This is a genomic window from Paracoccus sp. 228 (genome assembly GCF_000967825.1).
Classification (GTDB): domain Bacteria; phylum Pseudomonadota; class Alphaproteobacteria; order Rhodobacterales; family Rhodobacteraceae; genus Paracoccus; species Paracoccus marcusii.
Genome location: NZ_JYGY01000006.1, coordinates 230,411 through 252,377, shown reverse-complemented (window position 1 = coordinate 252,377; position 21,967 = coordinate 230,411). Strand labels below are relative to the sequence as shown.

General features: G+C 68.7%; 17 protein-coding genes. 12 read left to right on the top strand and 5 right to left on the bottom strand.

Features of this window, described 5'->3' with window-relative positions:
- From araD1 to yjfF, 8 genes are all read left to right on the top strand, one after another.
- Positions 1 to 878: AraD1 family protein (gene araD1 / locus SY26_RS21680; RefSeq protein WP_046001637.1), on the top strand; the 878-nt coding region annotated here is incomplete at its 5' end.
- Positions 879 to 889: 11 nt separating this feature from the next.
- On the top strand, positions 890 to 2,632 hold the full coding sequence (araD, locus tag SY26_RS17885) for an L-arabinonate dehydratase (RefSeq protein WP_046001636.1): 1,743 nt from the start codon (positions 890 to 892) through the stop codon (positions 2,630 to 2,632).
- A complete protein-coding gene (locus SY26_RS17880; RefSeq protein ID WP_046001635.1) occupies positions 2,632 to 3,543 on the top strand; it encodes a Gfo/Idh/MocA family protein in 912 nt (303 codons plus the stop codon). The genes araD and SY26_RS17880 overlap by 1 nt, the downstream gene beginning before the upstream one ends.
- A gap of 11 nt (positions 3,544 to 3,554) precedes the next feature.
- Positions 3,555 to 5,009 (top strand): aldehyde dehydrogenase (NADP(+)), encoded by a 1,455-nt coding sequence (locus SY26_RS17875; protein ID WP_046001634.1) that lies wholly within the window; start codon positions 3,555 to 3,557, stop codon positions 5,007 to 5,009.
- A gap of 53 nt (positions 5,010 to 5,062) precedes the next feature.
- A complete protein-coding gene (gene ytfQ / locus SY26_RS17870) occupies positions 5,063 to 6,022 on the top strand; it encodes a galactofuranose ABC transporter, galactofuranose-binding protein YtfQ (RefSeq protein WP_084693910.1) in 960 nt (319 codons plus the stop codon).
- Between the two features lie 52 nt (positions 6,023 to 6,074).
- A complete protein-coding gene (locus SY26_RS17865; RefSeq protein WP_046001633.1) occupies positions 6,075 to 7,568 on the top strand; it encodes a sugar ABC transporter ATP-binding protein in 1,494 nt (497 codons plus the stop codon).
- Entirely contained in the window at positions 7,565 to 8,563 is a 999-nt protein-coding gene (locus SY26_RS17860; protein ID WP_046001632.1) for an ABC transporter permease, read from the top strand. Before SY26_RS17865 ends, SY26_RS17860 begins: the two co-directional genes overlap by 4 nt.
- Entirely contained in the window at positions 8,560 to 9,516 is a 957-nt protein-coding gene (yjfF, locus tag SY26_RS17855) for a galactofuranose ABC transporter, permease protein YjfF (protein ID WP_046001631.1), read from the top strand. Before SY26_RS17860 ends, yjfF begins: the two co-directional genes overlap by 4 nt.
- Before the next feature lie 38 nt (positions 9,517 to 9,554).
- Here the strand turns inward: yjfF and SY26_RS17850 are convergent, their stop codons facing one another.
- Together SY26_RS17850 and SY26_RS17845 are read right to left on the bottom strand one after the other, a co-directional pair.
- Positions 9,555 to 11,777 carry an NADP-dependent isocitrate dehydrogenase gene (locus tag SY26_RS17850; protein ID WP_046001630.1) on the bottom strand — a complete coding sequence of 741 codons (2,223 nt, stop codon included), beginning with the start codon at positions 11,775 to 11,777 and terminating at the stop codon, positions 9,555 to 9,557.
- A gap of 72 nt (positions 11,778 to 11,849) precedes the next feature.
- Positions 11,850 to 12,512, bottom strand: coding sequence for a FadR/GntR family transcriptional regulator (locus tag SY26_RS17845; protein ID WP_232303389.1), 663 nt, complete (start codon positions 12,510 to 12,512; stop codon positions 11,850 to 11,852).
- Between the two features lie 610 nt (positions 12,513 to 13,122).
- Here SY26_RS17845 and SY26_RS17840 point away from each other — a divergent pair.
- Together SY26_RS17840 and SY26_RS17835 are read left to right on the top strand one after the other, a co-directional pair.
- The gene (locus tag SY26_RS17840) at positions 13,123 to 13,662 is read left to right on the top strand and encodes an ABC transporter permease (protein ID WP_084693909.1); all 540 of its coding nucleotides are present in this window, start codon (positions 13,123 to 13,125) and stop codon (positions 13,660 to 13,662) included.
- The gene (locus tag SY26_RS17835) at positions 13,662 to 14,369 is read left to right on the top strand and encodes a fumarylacetoacetate hydrolase family protein (protein ID WP_046001629.1); all 708 of its coding nucleotides are present in this window, start codon (positions 13,662 to 13,664) and stop codon (positions 14,367 to 14,369) included. The genes SY26_RS17840 and SY26_RS17835 overlap by 1 nt, the downstream gene beginning before the upstream one ends.
- A 35-nt stretch (positions 14,370 to 14,404) precedes the next feature.
- Here SY26_RS17835 and SY26_RS17830 read toward each other — a convergent pair whose 3' ends face one another.
- From SY26_RS17830 to SY26_RS17820, 3 genes are read right to left on the bottom strand one after another with little or no spacing between them, the layout of a single operon-like run.
- Entirely contained in the window at positions 14,405 to 15,256 is an 852-nt protein-coding gene (locus SY26_RS17830; protein WP_064503574.1) for a glycosyltransferase family 25 protein, read from the bottom strand.
- Between the two features lie 56 nt (positions 15,257 to 15,312).
- A complete protein-coding gene (locus SY26_RS17825) occupies positions 15,313 to 16,659 on the bottom strand; it encodes a sigma-54 dependent transcriptional regulator (protein ID WP_046001628.1) in 1,347 nt (448 codons plus the stop codon).
- Positions 16,656 to 18,326, bottom strand: a complete 1,671-nt coding sequence (locus SY26_RS17820; RefSeq protein ID WP_052715357.1) for an ATP-binding protein — start codon at positions 18,324 to 18,326, stop codon at positions 16,656 to 16,658. The genes SY26_RS17825 and SY26_RS17820 overlap by 4 nt, the downstream gene beginning before the upstream one ends.
- A gap of 196 nt (positions 18,327 to 18,522) precedes the next feature.
- Between SY26_RS17820 and SY26_RS17815 the strand changes: the two genes are divergently transcribed.
- Both SY26_RS17815 and SY26_RS17810 read left to right on the top strand, forming a co-directional pair.
- A complete protein-coding gene (locus SY26_RS17815) occupies positions 18,523 to 19,890 on the top strand; it encodes a dicarboxylate/amino acid:cation symporter (protein WP_046001627.1) in 1,368 nt (455 codons plus the stop codon).
- Between the two features lie 437 nt (positions 19,891 to 20,327).
- A complete protein-coding gene (locus SY26_RS17810) occupies positions 20,328 to 21,965 on the top strand; it encodes a hypothetical protein (protein ID WP_139598000.1) in 1,638 nt (545 codons plus the stop codon).
- Positions 21,966 to 21,967 lie beyond the last annotated feature (2 nt).

The following is a 21,967-nucleotide window of genomic DNA, read 5'->3' as shown; positions in this document are numbered from 1 at the left end:
TGGCGGCGATCGCCGCGGGCCGGGGCCTGGCGGCCGAGGTCGCGGCCCGCGGGCGGGGGGACGCGGTCGATCTGGCCGAGGCGCTGGACCAAGGCCGCCTGCTGGTGCCGCTGGACCATGACGACCCCGCGCATCTGCACTTGACCGGCACCGGGCTGACCCATCTGGGATCGGCATCCACCCGCGACGCCATGCACCAGAGCGCGGTCGAGACGCTGACCGACAGCATGAAGATGTTCCGCATGGGGCTGGAGGGCGGCAAGCCCGACCAGGGCCGCATCGGCGCCCAGCCCGAATGGTTCTACAAGGGCAACGGCCATGCGGCGGTGGCCCCCGGCGCGCCTCTGACCTCGCCCGGCTTCGCCCTGGACGCCGGAGAGGAGCCAGAGATCGCGGGCCTTTACATCATCGCCCCCGATGGCCGCCCGTTCCGCTTGGGCTTTGCCTTGGCCAACGAATTTTCCGACCACGTGACCGAACGCGGCAACTATTTGTGGCTGGCGCATTCCAAGCTGCGGGTGGCCAGCTTTGGCCCCGAATTGCGGGTGGGCGACCTGCCTGCCGATCTGCGCGGGACCAGCCGCCTGGTCCGCGGCGGCGCGGTGGTCTGGGAAAAGCCGTTCCTGTCCGGAGAGGCGAACATGTCCCACAGCCTGGCCAACCTGGAACACCACCATTTCAAGTACGACCTGTTCCGCCGACCCGGCGACGTGCACGTGCATTTCTTCGGCACCGCGACCCTGTCCTTTGCCGACGGCATCACCACGCGCGACGGCGACAGCTTCCAGATCGAATGCCCGGATTTCGGCCTGCCGCTGGTCAATCCGCTGACGCAACGCCCCGCCGACGCGACGCCCGTCGCGGTCGCGGCCCTGTAGAGGTCCGGCCCATGACATTCACCCCCGCCCCCTGGCCCCGCCGTCTGCGTTCGCAGGAATGGTATGGCGGCACGTCACGCGACACGATCTATCACCGCGGCTGGATGAAGAATCAGGGCTATCCGCACGACCTGTTCGACGGGCGCCCGATCATCGGCATCCTGAACACCTGGTCCGACCTGACGCCCTGCAACGGCCACCTGCGCGAACTGGCGGAGAAGGTGAAGGCCGGCGTGTGGGAGGCGGGTGGCTTTCCGGTCGAGGTGCCGGTCTTCTCGGCCTCGGAAAACACGTTCCGCCCAAGCGCGATGATGTTCCGCAACCTGGCCGCCCTGGCGATCGAGGAGACGATCCGCGGCCAGCCGATGGACGGCGCGGTGCTGCTGGTCGGCTGCGACAAGACCACGCCCAGCCTGATCATGGCGGCGGCATCCTGCGACATCCCCTCGATCGTGGTGACCGGGGGGCCGATGCTGAACGGCTATTTCCGCGGAGAGCGCGTGGGGTCGGGCACGCATCTGTGGAAGTTCTCGGAGGCGGTGAAGGCCGGAGAGATGAGCCAGGACGATTTCCTGGAGGCCGAGGCATCGATGTCGCGTTCCTCGGGGACCTGCAACACGATGGGCACCGCCAGCACGATGGCCTCGATGGCCGAGGCCTTGGGCATGGCGCTGTCCGGCAATGCCGCGATCCCGGCCGTGGACTCTCGTCGCCGCGTCATGGCGCAGATGTCGGGGCGGCGCATCGTGCAGATGGTCAAGGACGATCTGAAACCGTCCGACATCATGACCAAGCAGGCGTTCGAGAATGCCATCCGCGTCAACGGCGCCATCGGCGGGTCGACCAACGCGGTCGTGCACATGCTGGCCATGGCGGGCCGCGTGGGGGTGGACCTGACGCTGGACGATTGGGACCGCTGCGGGCGGGACGTGGCGACCATCGTGAACCTGATGCCGTCGGGCCAGTACCTGATGGAGGAGTTCTTCTATGCCGGCGGGCTGCCGGTGGTCATCAAGCACCTGGCCGAGGCGGGGCAGCTGCACAAGGGCGCGCTGACCGTCAGCGGCCAATCCATCTGGGACGAGGTCAAGGGGGTGATGAACCACAATCCCGACGTGATCCGCCCCGCATCGAACCCGCTGACGCCCCAGGGCGGCATCGCGGTGCTGAGGGGCAACCTGGCCCCCCACGGCGCGGTGCTGAAACCGTCCGCCGCCAGCCCGCATCTGCTGGTGCACCGGGGCCGTGCGGTCGTGTTCGAGGACATCGACCACTACAAGGCGCGTATCACGGACGAGGCGCTGGACATCGACGAGACCTGCGTGATGGTCCTGAAGAATTGCGGGCCCAAGGGCTATCCCGGCATGGCCGAGGTGGGCAACATGGGCCTGCCGCCCAAGGTCCTGCGCCGGGGCATCACGGACATGATCCGCATCTCGGATGCGCGCATGTCGGGCACGGCCTATGGGACCGTGGTCCTGCACACCGCCCCCGAGGCGGCGGCAGGCGGGCCGCTGGCCGTGGTCCGCGACGGCGACATGATCGAACTGGACGTGCCGAACCGCCGCCTGCACCTGGATATCCCCGACGCGGAACTGGCCGCGCGGCTGGCCGCGTGGCGTCCGCTGCCCGATCAGCCGACCAGCGGTTACGCCTTCCTGCACCAGGCCCACGTGATGGGGGCCGATACCGGGGCGGACATGGACTTTCTGCGCGGGTGCCGGGGCAACGCGGTCGGAAAGGACAGCCACTGATGAAGATCGCCCTGGTCGGTATCGGCAAGATCGCCCTGGATCAGCACGTCCCCGCGCTGGCCGCCAGCCCGGACTGGGACCTGACGGCGACCGTGTCGCGCAGCGGTCAGGTTCCGGGCGTCCTGGCCTTTCACGACATCGACACGATGCTGGCGGCCCACCCCGAGATCTGCGCGATCAGCCTGTGCCTGCCGCCCGTGCCACGCTTTGCCGCGGCGGTGGCGGTGCTGCGCGCGGGGCGGCACCTGATGCTGGAAAAGCCCCCCGGCGCCACCCTGTCCGAGGTTCACGTCCTGCGCGACATGGCCGCGGCGCAGGGGCTGACGATCTTTGCCACCTGGCATTCGCGCATGGCCCAGGGCGTCGCCGCGGCCCGCGACTGGCTGGCGGGTCGCGCCATCCGCGAAGGCCGGATCACCTGGCGCGAGGATATCCGCAAATGGCATCCCGGCCAGGACTGGATCCTGGACGCGGGGGGCATGGGCGTGTTCGATCCCGGCATCAACGCCCTGTCGATCCTGACCGCGATCCTGCCCGAACCGGTGCATCTGCAGGGCGCCGACCTGGACGTGCCCGCCAACCGCCAGGCCCCCATCGCGGCGCGGCTGCAGCTGTCGCAGGGCATCACCGCCGATCTGGATTTCCGCCAGCAGGGGCCGCAGACCTGGGACATCCGCATCGTCACCGACGATGGCACGCTGGTGCTGAGGAACGGCGGCAACATCCTGCAGATCGACGACCGCCCCGTGACGGGCGGCGACGGCATCATGCAGGAATACCCCGCCCTGTATGACCGCATGGCGCGGCTGGTGCGCCAGGGGGCGTCTGACGTGGACCTGGCGCCGATGACGCTGGTCGCCGACGCCTTTACCTCGGGCCGGCGGCATGCCGTCGATCCGTTCGAATTCTGAAGGAGACCTTGATGACCCACCCCCGCGATGGACGGCACCTGATCCTTGGCCGCTGGCAGGACGCTGACGGCCAGGACGCCGTCGACGCCGCCGCCCGCGCGGCCGAGGCGGCGTTCCCGGAATTCGCCGCCCTGTCCCGCGACGCCCGCGCCGGGTTCCTGGAGGCCATCGCCGACGCGATCGAGACGCGCGCCGACGCGATCACCGAAACCGGCGTGGCCGAGACCGGCCTGCCCACCGCGCGCCTGCAGGGCGAACGCGGGCGCACCACCGGGCAGCTGCGCCTGTTCGCGGACCACATCCGCAGGGGCGATTACCTGGACCGCCGCCACGACGTGGCGCTGCCTGACCGCCAGCCGCTGCCGCGCCCCGATCTGCGGATGATCCAGCGGCCGGTGGGGCCGGTCGCGGTGTTCGGCGCGTCGAACTTTCCGTTGGCCTTCTCGACCGCGGGGGGCGACACGGCCTCGGCGCTGGCGGCGGGCTGCCCGGTCGTGGTCAAGGGCCACCCCGCCCATCCCGAAACCGGCCGCATCGTGGCCGAGGCGATCCTGGAGGCTGTCGGGCGGACCGGCATGCCGGCCGGGGTCTTTGCCTATCTGGACGGGGCGGGGCACCAGACCGGCCAGGCGCTGGTGCGTCATCCGCTGATCCGAGCGGTGGGCTTTACCGGCAGCCTGGGCGGCGGGCGCGCGCTGTTCGACCTGTGCGCCGCGCGGCCCGAACCGATCCCCTTCTATGGCGAACTGGGCAGCATCAACCCCTGCTTCCTGCTGCCCGCCGCCATGGCCGCGCGCGGCGATCAGATCGCCCAGGGCTGGGCGGCCAGCCTGACAATGGGCGCGGGCCAGTTCTGCACCAATCCGGGCGTGGTGATCGTTCCGGCGGACAAGGCCGACGCGTTCGCCGGTGCCGCCGCCGCCGCGCTGGCCGATGCACCGGCCCAGGGGATGCTGACCGACGGCATCGCGCAGTCGTTCCGCGACGGCGTGGCGGCGGTCGCGGGGGCGGCGACGCCCGTGACCGTGGCCGAGGCGTCGGGCCGGAACGCGCGGCCCGCCGTCTTTCGCGCGACCGCATCCGCGTTCCTGAACAACCCCGACCTGGCACATGAGGTGTTCGGCCCGCTTGGCCTGATCGTGGCCGCCGACGGTGATGCGCAGATGCTGGACGTGGCCCGCGCGCTGGACGGCCAGCTGACGGTGACGCTGCAGATGGATGAAGGTGACACGGACCTGGCGGCGCGGCTGATGCCGGTCCTGGAACGCAAGGCCGGGCGCATCCTGGCCAACGGCTGGCCCACCGGGGTCGAGGTGTCCGATGCCATGGTCCATGGCGGCCCCTATCCGGCCTCAACGAATTTCGGCGCGACCAGCGTCGGCACTCTGGCGATCCGGCGCTGGCTGCGCCCGGTCTGCTTCCAGAACCTGCCCGACGCCCTGCTGCCGCACGACCTTCGCGACTGAGGGAAGACAGCCGCGCGGACAAACGTCTAAACATATCCAGGGAGGATGTTCACATGACCCATGCAACCATGCTGACGACCGTCGCCGCGCTGGCCCTGTCGGCCGGGGCGGCCCTTGCCGAGGGAGAGACGATCGGCTTTTCGCAGATCGGTTCGGAATCGGGCTGGCGCGCGGCCGAGACCACGCTGACCCGCAGCCAGGCCGAAGAGCGCGGCTATCAGCTGCAGTTTTCCGACGCCCAGCAGCGGCAGGAGAACCAGATCGCCGCGATCCGGTCCTTCGTGGCTCAGGGGGTCGATGCGATCCTGCTGGCTCCGGTCGTGGCCACGGGCTGGGACAGCGTCCTGCAGGAGGCCGCCGAGGCGGAGATCCCTGTCGTCCTGCTGGACCGCCAGGTCGACAGCGCCGACGATCTGTATCTGACCGCCGTGGGATCGGACCTGGTCCACGAGGGCGAGGTCGCGGGCCAGTGGCTGGTCGACGAGGTCGCGGGCGAACCCTGCCGCATCGTGGAACTGCAGGGCACCACGGGCTCCAGCCCCGCCATCGACCGCAAGACCGGCTTCGAGAACGCCATCGCGGGCCATGACAACCTGGAGATCGTGCGCAGCCAGACCGCCGATTTCACCCGCGCCCGCGGCAAGGAGGTCATGGAGAGCTTCCTGCAGGCCGAGGGTGGCGGCGCGGACATCTGCGCGCTCTATGCCCATAACGACGACATGGCGGTGGGCGCGATCCAGGCCATCAAGGAGGCGGGTCTGGCGCCGGGCACCGACATCCTGGTCGTGTCCATCGATGCGGTGCCCGACATCTTCCAGGCCATCGCCGCGGGCGAGGCCAATGCGACGGTCGAGCTGACGCCCAACATGGCCGGCCCCGCCTTCGACGCGCTGGAGGCGTATTGGGCCGACGGAACCATGCCCGAAAAGTTCATCCAGACCGAATCCAAGCTGTACACGGCGGCCGACGATCCGCAGGGCGAATACGACCGCCGCAAGGACCTGGGTTACTGATATCGCGCGGGCGGGCCGCGACAGGCCCGCCCGATCCCTGAAAGGAATGCCGATGCTGCTGTCGATGCGGTCGCTGACCAAGCTGTTTCCCGGCACGCGCGCGCTGGACGATGTCGATCTGGACATCGCGGCGGGCCAGGTCCACGCGCTGCTGGGCGAGAACGGTGCGGGCAAGTCCACGCTGATCAAGTGCCTGACCGGCGCCTATCGCCGCGACGGAGGCACGGTCATGCTGGACGGCGCCCCGATCGACCCCCGTTCCACCCTGCAGGCGCAGGAGCTGGGCATCGGCACCGTCTATCAGGAGGTGAACCTGCTGCCCAACCTGACGGTCGCGCAGAACCTGATGTTCGGCCATGAACCGCGCCGGTTCGGGCTGACCGACACCCGTGCCATGCGCGGCCAAGCGCGCCAGACGCTGGCCCGCTATGGCCTGGACATCGATGTGGACCGCGACCTGGGCCGCTATTCCGTGGCCATCCAGCAGATCGTGGCCATCGCGCGCGCGGTGCGTATTTCCGGCAAGGTGCTGATCCTGGACGAACCCACCGCCAGCCTGGACGCGGCCGAGGTGCGGATGGTGTTCGACGTGCTGCGGTCCCTGCGCGACCAGGGGATGGCGATCGTCTTCGTGTCGCATTTCCTGGACCAGGTGTTCGACCTGGCCGACCAGGTGACGATCCTGCGCAACGGACGCCGCGTCGCCAGCCAGCCCATCGCCGGGCTGGACCGCATGACCCTGGTCGAACAGATGCTGGGCCGCGCGTTGGAGGATGTGGTGGCCGGCCCCGCCGCGGATGCCGCGCGCGCGGCCCCGATCCTGCGGTTCCAGGGGATGGGCCGGGCCGGCACCATCCAGCCTTTCGACCTTGACATGGGTGCCGGAGAGGTCGTCGGCCTGGCCGGTCTGCTGGGGTCGGGCCGGACCGAGACGGCCGAATTGCTGTTCGGCATCCGCCCCGCCCAGACCGGCACCGCCCGCGACGACGCGGGCCCCATCGACCTGCGCACCCCACGCGCGGCAATCGCGGCGGGCTTCGGCTTTGCGCCCGAGGATCGCAAGACAGATGGCATCGTGGCCGACCTGTCGATCCGTGAGAACATCATCCTGGGCCTGCAGGCGCGGCGTGGCTGGGCGCGTCCCATCCCGCGCGCGGAGCAGAACCGGCTGGCCGACGATTACATCCGTCAGCTGGACATCCGCACATCCGGCCGCGAGAAACCCATCGGAGAGCTGTCGGGCGGCAATCAGCAAAAGGCCGTGCTGGCCCGCTGGCTGGCGATGAACCCGCGCTTCCTGATCCTGGACGAACCCACGCGCGGCATCGACGTGGGCGCGCATGCCCAGATCCTGCGCCTGATCCGCGACCTGACCCGCGGAGGCCTGTCCCTGCTGATCATCAGCAGCGAGCTGGACGAACTGGTCGCGGTGGCCGATCGCGTGATCGTGCTGCGCGACCGCGCCCATGTGGCTCAGCTGACCGGAGGTGCGGTCGGCGCGGATGCGATCATGCGCGCCATCGCCGGGACCGGAGAGGCGGCATGACCCTGATGTCGCGCATCGCCCCCCAGCTGATCGCCCTGGCGGCCCTGGTGGCGATGGTGTCGGTCTTCTATCCCGGCTTCCTGTCCGTCGACGTGCAGAACGACCGCCTGGTCGGCCCGGTCATCGACATCCTGAAGCGCAGCGCACCGGTCGCCTTGCTGGCGGTCGGCATGACGCTGGTCATCGCCACGCGGGGGATCGACCTGTCCGTGGGCACGATCATGGCGATCTGCGGCGCCGCGGCGGCCTGGGCGCTGACCGCGGGGCTTGGCGCGGGGGCGGCGCTGGCCCTGGCGCTTGGCGCGGGGCTGGTGGCGGGGCTGTGGAACGGCGTCCTGGTCGCGGTCGTGGGCATCCAGCCCTTCGTCGCGACGCTGATCCTGATGACGATGGGCCGCGGCGTGGCCCAGCTGATTACCGAAGGCCGCATCCTGACCTTCACCGATCCGGGCTTTTCATGGCTGGGCTCGGGGACGGCCCTGGGTCTGCCGGTGCCGGTCTGGATCTGGCTGGCCACCGCCGCGGCCACGGCCCTGCTGATGCGGCGCAGCGCGCTTGGCCTGCTGGTCGAGGCGGTGGGCATCAACCGCCGCGCGGCCCTGCTGGCAGGGGTGAACGCCACGGTCCTGCTGATCGCCGTCTATGTCGCCAGCGGGTTCTGCGCGGCGCTGGCGGGGATCATCGTGACCGCCGACATCCGCGGCGCCGACGCCAACAACGCCGGCCTGTGGCTGGAGCTGGACGCCATCCTTGCGGTGGTGATCGGCGGCAACTCCCTGCTGGGGGGTCGGTTCTCCATCGCGGCTTCCGTGCTGGGGGCGCTGATCATCCAGACCATCAGCGCGGGTATCCTGCTGGCAGGGTTCGCGTCCGAATACAACCTGATCATCAAGGCCGGGCTGGTGCTGGTGATCCTGATCCTGCAATCGCCGCGCATCGCCTCGGAATGGCGACTGTGGCGCGACAGCCACCGCGCCCAGGGGGACCGCGCATGAACGCCCGTGCCCTGCCGCTCTATGCGACGATCCTGATTTTCGTCGTGGCCTATGCGCTGGCCTACAGCCAGTTCCCGAACATCCTGTCCACCCGGGTGATCGGCAACCTGCTGACCGACAACGCCTATCTGGGCATCGTCGCGGTGGGGATGACGCTGGTCATCCTGTCCGGCGGGATCGACCTGTCGGTCGGCGCGGTGATCGCGTTTTCGGGCGTGTTCATTGCCGTGATGCTGCGCGACACGGGGCTGCATCCGCTGGCGGTCTTTGCGATCCTGCTGGCGCTGACGACCGCCTTCGGGGCGGCGATGGGGTTCCTGATCGACCGGCTGGCCATGCCCGCCTTCATCGTCACGCTGGCCGGGATGTTTCTGGCGCGGGGTGCGGCCTATCTGCTGTCGGTGCAATCCGTGCCCATCACGCACCCGTTCTTTGGCCAACTGCAGGGCGCCTATGTGCTGATGCCGGGCAAGGGGCGGCTGACGCTGATCGGGGTGCTGATGCTGGCGGTCTTTGCCGTCGGCATGGTCATCGCCCACCGCACGCGGTTCGGCACAAGCGTCTATGCCCTGGGCGGCGGCGCGCAGACCGCCCGCCTGATGGGCGTCCCGCAGGGGCGCACGACGGTGCTGGTCTATGGGTTCTCGGGGCTGATGGCGGGGCTCTCGGGGATCGTCTTCGCGGTCTATACCGGGTCGGGCTATTCGCTGGCCACGGTGGGGACCGAACTGACGGCCATCGCCGCGGTGGTGATCGGCGGCACGCTGCTGTCGGGCGGGTCGGGATACATGTTCGGCACGCTGGTCGGCGTGCTGACGATGGGGCTGATCCAGACCTACATCGTCTTCGACGGCACCCTGTCCAGCTGGTGGACCAAGATCGTGATCGGCCTGCTGCTGCTGGTCTTCATCCTGCTGCAGAAGGGTCTGCTGACGTTGTCGGCGCGCCGATAGGAATGGCGCGCGGGCTTTCCCGCGCGCCACCAGGGGCGTCAGCCCAGGATGCGGTTCAGCGTGGCCGACGGGCGCATCACCGCGGCGACCTTTTCCGGGTCCGCGTGGTAATAGCCGCCCAGATCGACGGGACGGCCGCGATCCGCGCGCAGTTCCGCCACGATCTGCTCCTCCAGGTCGGTCAGGTCGCGGGCGATGGGGCGGAACTCCTCGGCCAGGTCGGGGTCGGAATTCTGCTGCGCCAGCGCCTGCGCCCAGTACATTGCGAAATAGTAGTGGCTGTCACGGTTGTCCGGGTCGCCCGCCTTGCGGCCGGGAGAGCGTTCGTGGTCCAGCACGCCCTGGGTCGCGGCCTCGACCGCGGCGGCCAGGGTGCGGGCCTTTTCGTTGCCCGTGGCTTCGGCCAGGAAGTTCAGGCTTTCGCCAAGGGCGCAGAATTCACCCAGGCTGTCCCACCGCAGGTGGTTCTCCTCGGCCAGCTGTTGGACGTGCTTGGGGGCGGACCCGCCGGCGCCCGTCTCGAACATGCCGCCGCCCTGCATCAGCTTGACGATCGACAGCATCTTGGCCGAGGTGCCCAGCTCCAGGATCGGGAACAGGTCGGTCAGGTAATCGCGCAGCACGTTGCCGGTGACCGCGATGATGTCCTGGCCTGCACGAATGGTCTCGAAGGACAGGCGCGTGGCCTCGCGCGGGGCCAGAACCTGGAAGCGGTCGGCGACGCCCGCCGCCTCCAGCATCGGCTCGACATAGGCCAGCAATTCGCGGTCATGGGCGCGGTCCCGGTCCAGCCAGAACACCGCCTTGCAGCCCTCCAGGCGCTGGCGGTCGATGGCCAGGCGCACCCAGTCCTCGATCGCGGCCTGGCGGGTCGAACACAGGCGCCAGATGTCGCCCGTATCGACCGCGTGGCGGTGCAGCTCGTCGCCGTTGGCGGCGGTAACGGTCACGGTGCCGGCATGCGGGATCTCGAACGTGGTCGGGTGCGAGCCGTATTCCTCGGCCTTCTGGGCCATCAGGCCGACGTTCTGGACGGTGCCCGCGGTGCGCGGGTCGAGCGCGCCGGTTTCCTTGAAATAGCGGACGCTCTCGTCATAGACGTCGGCATAGGACGTGTCGGGGATCACGCAGTTGGTGTCGGCCTCGGCCCCGTCGGGGCCCCAGCCCTTGCCGCCGGCCCGCAGCAGCGCCGGGATCGACGCGTCGATGATCACGTCGGACGGCACGTGCAGGTTCGTGATGCCCTTGTCCGAGTTCACCATGTACAGCGGCGGGCGCTGCGCCATGATCGCGTCGATCTCGGCGCGGATCGCATCGCCCTCGGGCATCTGCGCCACGCGGGCCAGCACGGTGCCTAGGCCGCCATTGGGGTCCGCACCCGCCGCGGCCAGCGCCGCGCCGTGACGTTCGAACACCGGCGCCAGCCAGGCGCGCACGACATGGCCGAAGATGATCGGGTCCGAGACCTTCATCATCGTGGCCTTCAGGTGGACCGAGAACAGCGTGCCGTCGGCCTGCGTCGCCTCGATCTCGGCCTGCAGAAAGCGGGTCAGCTCGGCCACGGACAGGAAGCTGGCATCGACCACGGTGCCCGCGGGCAGGTCGGGGCCGTCCTTCAGCACGGTCACCTGGCCGTCCGCGCCGGTCAGCTGGATGCGCACGCGCCCGGCCTGTTCGGCCGTCAGCGTCACCGACGTCTCGTTGCGGCGGAAATCGCCTGCGGGCATCGACGACACGCGGGTCTTGCTGTCCGGGGACCATTTTCCCATCGAATGAGGATGCGCCTTGGCATAGTTCTTGACCGCCCGCGCGGCGCGGCGGTCCGAATTGCCCTCGCGCAGGACGGGGTTCACGGCCGATCCCTTCAGCGCGTCGTACCGGGCGCGGATCTCGGCCTGGGCGTCGTCCTGCGGATCGACCGGATAGTCGGGCAGGTCATAGCCCTGCGCCTGCAACTCCTTGATCGCGCCCACCAGCTGCGGCACCGAGGCCGAGATGTTGGGCAGCTTGATGACGTTGGCGGCGGGCGTCTTGACCCATGCTCCCAAGCCCGCCAGATCGTCCGACTGCGCCTGTTCCGGGGTCAGCCGTTCGGGAAATGCCGCGATGATGCGCCCCGCCAGAGAGATGTCGCGCGTCGCGACCGTGATTCCGGCCGCATCCGCAAAGCGGCGGATGATCGGCAGCAGCGATGCCGACGCCAGCTCGGGCGCCTCGTCCACCTTGGTATAGATGATCTGGGGTGTGTCGTTTTCGGCCATGGTCTGTTGATCCTCGTTCTTATGCGCGGGATTGTGCGTCGCGTCGGGGGGAAATGTCCACCATCTGACCCGCTATTCCCGGGGGATCGTGGGGCCCTTGGGGTCGATCAGCTGTTTCTGGACCGCCCTCAGGTGGTGATGCATCGCCTCGGCTGCGCCCGACAGGTCGCGTTGGGCGATCGCCGCGGCGATCCGGTCGTGTTCGGCAAAGGAATGGTGGTCGTCCGGCGGCCGTTGCCGCCCCGACCGCAGCGCCCCCCACACAACCGCCCGCCGCACCGCGTTCAGCGCATCGAACAGCGCCAGCAGCAGCCGATTGCCGGTGGCCTGCGCGATCAGGCGGTGGAACTCGTTGTCGGCGGTCTCGTACTGGCGCCAGGTCTGGGCGCTGCGCGTGCGCAGGATGCAGGCGGCCATCGCCTCGATATGATCCTGTGTGGCGTTCAGCGCGGCCTCGCGCGCCAGCATCGGCTCGATCAGCAGGCGGGCGCGCATGACCTCGGCGGGATTGGTCACGCGGTCGATCTCGGACAGGCTCATCACCTCGACGCGGCGCGACCCGATGAAGGTGCCCTTGCCGACATGCCGCCAGACCTGGCCCTCGGCCTCCAGCGTGGCCAGCGCCTTGCGCAGTTCCCCGCGCGAAACGCCCAAGATCTCGGACAGGTCACGTTCGGGGGGCAGGCGGGTGCCGGGGGCGAAGTCATGGCGCATCAGCCCGGCGCGCAGCTGCACCAGCGTCGCCTGCCGCGAACCGTCGTCGTCGTCATGGGCCGGATATCCGAGCGGGGAGTCAGGGTTGCCGCACAAGATTACTATCCGCAACCAATTTGTCAGTTTGGCTAGGATAACTCCAGATTGGTGTGAGGTTAATCACGCATAATATTATTTTACAATATAAATACTCTGAACTGTCTTGTTGAAAAGTTAACCAATCGGGCGCCATAAGCAAACCAATCGGGGTGACCTTTAATTCACGCTCACATTGCCGCTTTGGGAGGAGCGGGATATGAGGGGTATGAGACCTGCGCACCCAGTACGACCTGCCCGACCAGGCGCTGGCCGACATCACCCCTACTTCCAAGACGCGGTGGATGACGGCATGCTGCCCACGGCCGGCGGCGCCCAACAGTCATCGACGACCTGAGGTTCCTGGCAGCCGCGGGCCAGGTCCAGGCGCCAGAGTCCGGTCTGGACACCGCACAGCACTGGGTTTTCGACCTGCCGGCGGCCGCCCGGGACTGATTGCCCGGCCATTGGCGGCATCCCCGCGGGGGCGCCGCCACCCCCCTGATCCGCGATCCGGCGGGCAGGGGACGCATCCCGCCTTGGGGGACCTGTATCCATGACATCCGCCAACATCACCGCACAGCGACGGCCGCTACCGTCGGGCCCGGCCCTGCGCCTGTGGCAGTCGGGCCTGCACTGGAAGATCCTGTCGGTCGCCAAGTTTGCCCTGATCTGGGAATTCGCCGCCCGGTCGGGGTTCAATTTCGCCTTTCCCACCTTCACCGCGACCATGGCCGCCCTGTGGTCGATGATCGCCGACGGATCCAGGGGGGCCACCTATCTGCGCACGATGAAGCCCCTGGTGATCGGGCTGGTCATTTCACTGACGGTGGGGATCAGCGCAGGCGTCGCGATGGGGCTGCGCCAGACCGTCGAATGGATCACGCTGCCCGTGTTCATCGTCATGCAGGCGGCACCCATGGCGGCGCTGATCCCGCTGGTCACCTTCGTCCATGGCACCGGGTTGACATCGAAGGTGCTGGCGGTGGTCATGCTGTCGATGCCGGTCATCGCCATGAATCGCTACAAGGCGGTGCGCAATGTGCCGTCGTCGATGGTCGCGATGCGCGCATCCTACGCAGGAGTCACACACTGATGCCCAACGATCTTTACCAGCCGACCGATTACGTGATCGCCCCCGCGCCCCCCGCGACCCTGCCGGTCGAGGGCAGCGACCAGCGCTTTCCCGTCAACCGGGTGTTCTGCATCGGCCGCAACTATGCTGCCCACGCGGTCGAGATGGGCCACGATCCCGACCGGGAGCCGCCGTTCTTCTTCTTCAAGAGCCCGTCCAACCTGACGTCGGACGGCACCTTCCCCTATCCGACCCTGACATCCGACGTGCACCACGAGGTCGAGCTGGTCGTGGCCCTGTCCACCGGCGGCCGCGACATCGCGGCCGACCGGGCACTGGATCATGTCTGGGGCTATGGGGTCGGCCTGGACATGACCCGCCGCGACCTGCAGGGCGAGGCCAAGAAGATGGGCCGCCCGTGGGAGGTCGGCAAGAGCTTTGAGAAGTCCGGCCCCTGCGGCCCGCTGGTGCCGGCATCGCGGATCGGCCATCCCGATGCGGGCGCCGTGACGCTGGACGTGAACGGGGAACGCCGCCAGACCGGCGATCTGAACCAGATGATCTGGAAGATCCCCGAGATGATCGCCGAACTGTCGCGCTATTTCGACCTGCAGCCGGGCGACGTGATCATGACGGGCACCCCGTCTGGCGTGGGCGCGGTCACCCGCGGCGACGTGATGGACGCGCGGATCGAGGGCGTCGGCGCGATCCGCGTCACGGTGGTCTGACGAAAGGCGCCGCCCCCGCGCGGGGCGGCGCGGCCTTACATGTTGTCGAAGATCTCGTCGATGCCCAGGGTGATGGCCAGCACGAAGGACGCGACCTTCAGCACGGTCTTGTAGGGCAGGTAATGCGCGCGGGCATAGACGTACTGGCCGCTGCGCGCGACCAGGCGGCTGATCTCCAGCCAGGCGCGATAGGGCAGGACGGTCAGATAGCGCGTCGCGGGATATTTCGACGCCCGCAGGTTCATCTGGATCTGCGAGGCCGGTTCGTCGCGCTGGTCGACGGGCGGCGGGTCGACGAAGACCGCGCGCAGCCCGGCCAGGTATTCCAGGTCGAAGGCGATGTCATAGGACAGGCGCATCGGCATCAGCCGTCCCGTGATCCACCGGGCCGCGGCGCGGTTGATGACATAGGCGCCGGCGCCCTTTTCGCGCGTGAAGGCCTTGGCCAGGCGGCGCCCGCCGGGCAGGTCGCGAAAGCCGAACTTGCGCCCGGTGTTCATCGTGCTCAGCCGCAGGATGTCCCAGCTGTCGTCCTCGGCCATGGCGGCGCGCAGGATCGCGGTGAAATCGGGCGGAAAGGCCACGTCGTCCTCAAGGATCAGCGCATGCGTGTCCTGGCTGTCCAACAGCCGCTGCGCGCAGGCGACATGGCTGAGATAGCAGCCGACCTCGGCCGGGATCACCCGGCGGCCGTGCAGATAGCGATAGCCCCAGGCATCGAAGGCCGGATGTGGAAAGCTGAGCGTCGACCCATCCACCGCCGGGACCCGTTCGAAGGGCAGGCCCACGGCATCGCATTTTGCGGTCATCCGCGCCAGCCGGTCGACGGCCCGGTCAAGATTGATCAGATAGACCGACAATCCCGCGGGCAGTGCTTGATTCGACATCGGTATTCTCAATTCGATGGCAGACCGTTCCCGCATGTCGGCTGCGGGTCGATCCGTCAAGACGGATCGTCGGGATCGGGGGATCGGCGCATGTCGCGGCGGCGAAAATCGGCGGGGCGGATGCCGTGGCGCGTCAGCTTGTCATAGAAGGTCTTGCGCCGCACGTTCAGCGCGGCCATCGCGCCCGTGGCATTGCCCTGCGCCTCGCGCAGCGCGTCGCGGATCAGGCCGGCCTCGTAGGCCGCGACCAGGTCCGACAGGGGTGGTCGGTCGGGACCGTCACCCGCGGGGCCGATGGGCGACAGGCCCAGTACGTGACCTTCGGCAAAGGCCTGCAATTCGCGCAGGTTGCCGGGCCAGCCATGCGCCGCCAGCCGCGCCAGCACCAGGTCCGTCAGCGGCGGCACCTGTCGCGACAGCCGGTCCGCCGCGGCCTGCAGGAAATGCCGGAACAGCGCCGGGATGTCGTCGCGCCGCGCCGACAAGGGCGGCACCGACAGGCGGGCACGAGCCAGCCGGAAATACAGGCCCGGATGCATCCGCCCCTGCGGATCGTCCTGGGCCGTGGCCAGCAGCTGCAACGCCAGCGGGCGCGGGGCGGCGGCCCCCGCGGGCCAGTATTCGCCCGCCTCGACCAGGCTCAGCAGGCGGGCCTGCAGGTGCGGGGGCAGAGCCGGCGCGTCCTCCAGGCACAGCACGCCGCGATGGGCCTGCTCCAGAAGGCCGGGGCGGCGCGGACCGCGCGGGGTCTCGGTTCCCGACAGCAATGCGTCGAACCCGGCCTCGTCCGCGGTGGCGCAGTCCAGCACCACCAACCCGCGGCCCCGTCGCGGCCCAAGGCGGTGGATGGCACGCGCCACCAGCGACTTGCCGGACCCGGACGGGCCGGTGATCAGGGCGTCGCTCTCTGCCTCGGCCACGCGGTCCAGGCCGTCGCGCAGGTGGATCATCGCCGCGCTGTCCCCCATCAGCGGCGGCGCGACGCGGGCGGCGTCCTGACCCGCGCGCCGCACCAGGCGGCGGTTCTCCAGCACCAGCGCCCGCGCCGAGAGCGCCCGGCGGCAGGAGGCGGCCAGCCGGTCCGCGCCAACGGGCTTGGTCAGAAAATCATAGGCCCCCTGCTGCAGCGCCGCGACCGCCATCGCCACGTCGCCATGCCCGGTCAGCAGGATCACCGGCAGGTCGGGGTCCATCCCGCGCAGATGCGAAAACAGCTGCAGCCCGTCCATGCCGGGCATCCGCACGTCCGACAGCACGATGCCCGCGTAATCCGCGTCCAGCCCGGCTAGGGCCGAGCGGGCATCGGAAAAGGCCTCGACCGCGATCCCGGCCAGGGTCAGCGTCTGCTCCAGCACCGCGCGCAGGTCGGCGTCATCGTCGATCAGGCGGACGGTCCCGGTCATGCGGCACGCGGCAGGGTCAGGCGGAACGCGGCCCCCTGGCCCGGTTCCGGGGGCAGGGCGTCCAGCTCGCCGCCGAAGTCGCGGGCGATGTCGCGCGAGATGACCAGCCCCAGCCCCAGCCCCTGCGGCTTGTCCGTGGCAAAGGGCGTGAACAGCTGTGCGGCCATGGCAGACGACAGGCCGGGACCGTTGTCGCGGATGGTCAGCGTGACGCGGGCGTCGTCCGCCTGGACCGCGATGGCGATGCGGGGATCAGAGCGACCTTCCTGCGCGTCATGGGCGTTGGTCAGCAGGTTGACCAGGATCTGTTCCAGGCGCACGGCCTCGGCCCGGACGGCCAGATCCGGGGGCAGGTCGGGCAGCGCGAAATCCATCGCGCTGGTCCGCCGTCGGCTGGCCGTCAGCATCAGCGAGGCCTGGATCGCGTCGGCCAGCGCCACCCGCCCCACGGCCCCCGTCGCCTTGCGGGAGAAGTTGCGCAGTTCGGACGTGATCTGGCCGATCCGGTCGGTCATGCCGATGATCCGGTCCAAGTTCGCGGCCACCGGCGCCGGGTCGCGGTCCAGCATCGCGCGGCCGTTCTCCGCCAGCAGGCGGATCGTGGCCAGGGGCTGGTTCACCTCATGGGCGAAACCGGCGCTGACCTGGCCCAGGGTGGCCAACTTGTTGGCCTGCACCAGATCGGATTGCATCTGGACCAGACGCTGTTCGGCGGCGCGGCGCTCGCGCATCTCCTCGGAGAGGTCGCGGGTGCGGGCCTCGACCGCGCGTTCCAGGTCGGCGCGATAGGCGGCCTCGGCCCGCGCGCGGCGGGCGGCGCGGCGCAGGCGGGCCATGATCACCGCCACCACGACCCCGGCCAGCAGCACGGCCAGGACGGCGGTCCCTGCCGCAAGCGACGCCACGCGCTGCGCCTCGGCCAAGGGACGGCGGACCAGCAGCGTCCAGTCGGTGCCGCGCACGCTGGCGCGGGCCTGCACCATGCCGCGGACATCCGGCAGGGCCCCAAAGCGCAGCGCCGGCTGGCCCGAGATGATCACCCGGTCCTGTCCGTCCACAACATGCGTGGCCCCGGTGTCGCGCGCCCATGCGGCCTCCAGCGGGTCGAACTCGACCTTGACCACCACCACGCCCAACAGCGTCGTCCCGTCGCGGATGTCATGGGCCAGATACAGGCCGGGCCGCCCGCTGACCGTGCCAAGCGCGTATTCCTGGCCCGTGCCCTGCGCGGCTGCCTGACGAAAATACTGCCGGAATCCATAGTCGTGGCCGATGAAGCTGGACGGCAGGTCCCAGTTCGACGCGGCCACCGACACGCCCCGGCGATCCAGCAGATAGATCACGTCGCTTTGCGTTTCCGCCCGCAGCAGGTCCATCTTGGCCGACACCGCGAAATCGCGGTCGGGGCCACCCTGCTGCAGCAACTGGATCACCTGCTGGTCGACGGCCAGGACGGTGGCCACCGCACGCTGTCGGTCCAGGATGCTGTCCAGCGTCAGGGCGCGGCTTTCGGCGGCGGCTTGCGCGTCCTGGTCCAGCTGCGCCAGCATCCCGTCGCGCGTCACCGTATAGGCGGCCCAAGGCCCCGCCAGCAGAGCTGCGACCAGCACCAGCAGCGTGGGATGCAGCCGCCAGCGCGATTCTCGCAAGGTCGCCGCCTGTTCCATCCCGTCCCCCGGACTGTTTCGGTTTCCACACTAGCACGCGGCATCCGTGCGGAAAACCACACATTATAGACCCCCGCAGGCCGACAGAAAGCCATGAAATCAACGCATTGCAGCCATGCGCGCGGAAGGCGGGCAGTCGGGTCCGATAGGCTATCCTGTGTCACGTCATCGTCACATGCAGGTCGGAGGAGACCAGATGCAGTTGAACGCCCCCGCGCATCCCCAAGCGCACGCCCCCAAGCCCTTTTACGCCCACCTGTACGTCCAGGTGATCTTTGCCATCGTCGCCGGCGCGCTGATCGGCCATTTCTATCCCCAGACCGGCGAGGCGCTGAAGCCCCTGGGCGACGCCTTCATCAAGCTGGTCAAGATGATCATCGCGCCGGTCATCTTCCTGACCATCGTCACGGGCCTGGCCGGAATGGGCACGCTGCGCGGCGTGGGATCGGTCGTGGGCAAGGCCTTCGCCTATTTCCTGACCTTCTCGACGCTGGCGCTGATCGTCGGCCTGATCGTGGCGAACGTCATCCAGCCGGGCCGCGGCATGAACATCGACCCGTCCACGCTGGATGCCAGCACCGTCACCGGCTATGCCGAGAAGGCGCACGAGACCAGCCTGGTGGGCTTCGTCATGGACATCATCCCGACCACGCTGGTGTCAGCCTTCGTCGAGGGCAACATCCTGCAGGTGCTGTTCGTGGCGATCCTGTTCGGCATCGGCATGATCATGGTCGGCGACCGCGCCAAGCCGGTCCTGTCGGTCATGGAATCGGCCAGCTTCGCGATCTTCCGCGTGGTCGACATCCTGATGAAGGCCGCCCCCATCGGCGCCTTCGGGGCCTTCGCCTTCACCATCGGCAAGTACGGGATCGGGTCCGTCGTGAACCTGGCGGCGTTGGTCGGCACGTTCTACCTGACCTCGGCCCTGTTCGTGATCGTGATCCTGGGTACGGTCTGCATGGTCAACGGGTTCTCGATCTTCCGGCTGATCTCCTATCTCAAGGCCGAGATCCTGCTGGTGCTGGGCACCTCGTCGTCGGAATCCGCGCTGCCCTCGCTGATGGAGAAGATGGAGAAGGCCGGCTGCGCCCGTCCCGTCGTGGGCCTGGTCGTGCCGACCGGCTACAGCTTCAACCTGGACGGCACCAACATCTACATGACGCTGGCCGCGCTGTTCATCGCCCAGGCCACGAACACCGATCTGTCGCTGCAGCAACAGGTTCTGCTGCTGCTGGTCGCGATGCTATCGTCGAAGGGCGCGGCGGGCGTCACCGGCGCGGGCTTCATCACGCTGGCCGCGACACTGTCGGTCGTCCCGACCGTGCCGGTCGCGGGCATGGCGCTGATCCTGGGCGTGGACCGCTTCATGTCGGAATGCCGCTCGGTCACGAACTTCATCGGCAACGCGGTCGCCACGGTGGTGGTCAGCCGCTGGCAAGGCGCGCTGGACCGAGACCAGTTCGACGCCGCCCTGGCGGGTCGGCCCGTCGGACAGGCTCGTCCCGTGGGCGACCTGGTTCCCGCTCCCGCCGGCCTGCAGCTGGGCGAACGCAGCGCAGACTGATCAAGCCTCGGGGGGCGCCGCAATCCGGCGCCCCCGTTTTTACGAACCGCTGCGCCCGTCATCGAAAATCCCTATACGCCGCGCAGGATGACTGTGGACCAGATACAGTCGCGCAAAGGTTGCGAACGGGTCGGACCGGTGCTGCGGGCGCCGGTCCGACCTTGCGGCATCGTGATCCGTGCGGGCGGTCCCAGATCGCATTGAACGCATGATCCGACCTTGTGACGGCATCTGGGAACCAACTGAAGAATCCCGGTACTATCATTTATATTCAATAAGATGAATGCGGGTATTGAGCCATATTCGATCTGGCCGGGGGGCTGCGGTCACGAACCGGGCCGCAAATTCCCCTGCCGGTAAACGCCTTGCCCGGATGCGCACCACGCTGTTAGAAATTCACGGTCCCCTTTGTCGGGGCAGTGCATGGAGGGCCGCCGGTGAAAAGACGTTCCGTACTGATGCTTGGCGCCGCCTTCGGACTGCAGGCCGCGATCGGGATGCCACTGACCGCGCGGGCCGCGACACGCACCGAACCGGGGGGCATCGCGGTGGGGCTGTCGGGTATTTCTGACTGGGGGGCCTCTCAGCCATTCATCGACGTGATGCGCCAAAGCCGTGAATGGATGGGACGGTCCGAGGCCGAGTTCGTGTCCCATACCAACGCCCAGTTGCGCGAGGGCGGGCATCTGGATGCCGACGGCTGGCCCGTCAGCATCCCCGACGGCTCGACTGCCGTGGGCACGATCATCCTGTGCGACCTGTCCGCCGACGATATCAGCGTGAACGGCCATTACCGGATGACCTGGGACGGAACCGGCGACGTGCGCATCAACGGGACCGGCACGAACGTGACCACCGGGCCGGGATGGGCCGAGTTCGACTATGTCGCGTCGGACACGGGGATCGTGGCGATCGACATCGTCAGGCAGGACGCCGCCGATCCCGCGCGCAATTTCCGATGCATCCATCAGGACTTGCAGGCCGAATATGATGCAGGGCAGATCTTTCGGCCCGAATGGCTGGCGCTGATCGGCGGGTTCCGGGTGATCCGCCTCATGGACTGGATGGCCACGAATGACAGCACGCTGTCCGAGTGGGACGACCGGCCGCGCCTGACCTCGGCCACTTGGACCCTGGGCGTGCCGGTCGAGGTCATGGTGGCGCTGGCCAATCAACTGGGCATCGATCCGTGGTTCTGCTTTCCGCATCTGGCGACCGACGACCACATCACCCGCTTTGCCACGCTGGTCCGGGACAGCCTGGATCCGGGCCTGACCGCCTGGTACGAATTCTCGAACGAGGTGTGGAACTTCCAGTTCGGCCAGACCCAGTGGGCCCTACAGCAGGCCGAGGCGCAATGGCCCGGCCAAGGCGATGGCTGGATGCAGTATTACGGTGGCCGTGCGGCTGAAATGGCGGTGCTGCTGGACGCGGTCTATGCCGATGCGCCCGACCGCCTGCGCAAGGTCATCACCGCCCATACCGCCTGGATCGACCTGAACCATGCCATGCTGGATGCGCCCTTGTGGGTGGCGGACGGTCCGGACCGCCGGGCACCCAAGACCCATTTCGACGCCTATGCGGTGACGGGCTATTTCGACGGCGGCATCGGACGTCCCGCGAACCTGTCGCTGATCCGGTCCTGGCGTGACATGGGGGATGCGCGGGCGTTCGACCTGATGGCGGAACAGGTGGCCGACGGGCGCCATGTTGCGGGTGAAGAGGGCGGCACCACCATCGCCACGCTGGAGGAGGTCTGGGCCGCCCAGCACGCCATCGCCCAGGAGGCAGGCCTGTTCCTGGTTATGTACGAGGGCGGCAGCCACATCGTCCCCGACCGGGCCGCCATCGACGCCGATCCCGAGCTGTTCGATTTCCTCGAGCGGTTCCACTATTCGGATCAGATGGGTGCGCTGTACCGGCGCGCCATCGACGGCTTTGGCGCGGCGGGCGGGGCGTTCTTCAACGCCTTCGTCGAGGTGTCCGGTCCCGGGCCCGCGGGCTTCTGGGGCGCGCGGCGCCATGTCGGCGACGACAATCCGCGCTGGCGCGCCATCGCCGACAGCCGCGCCTGACG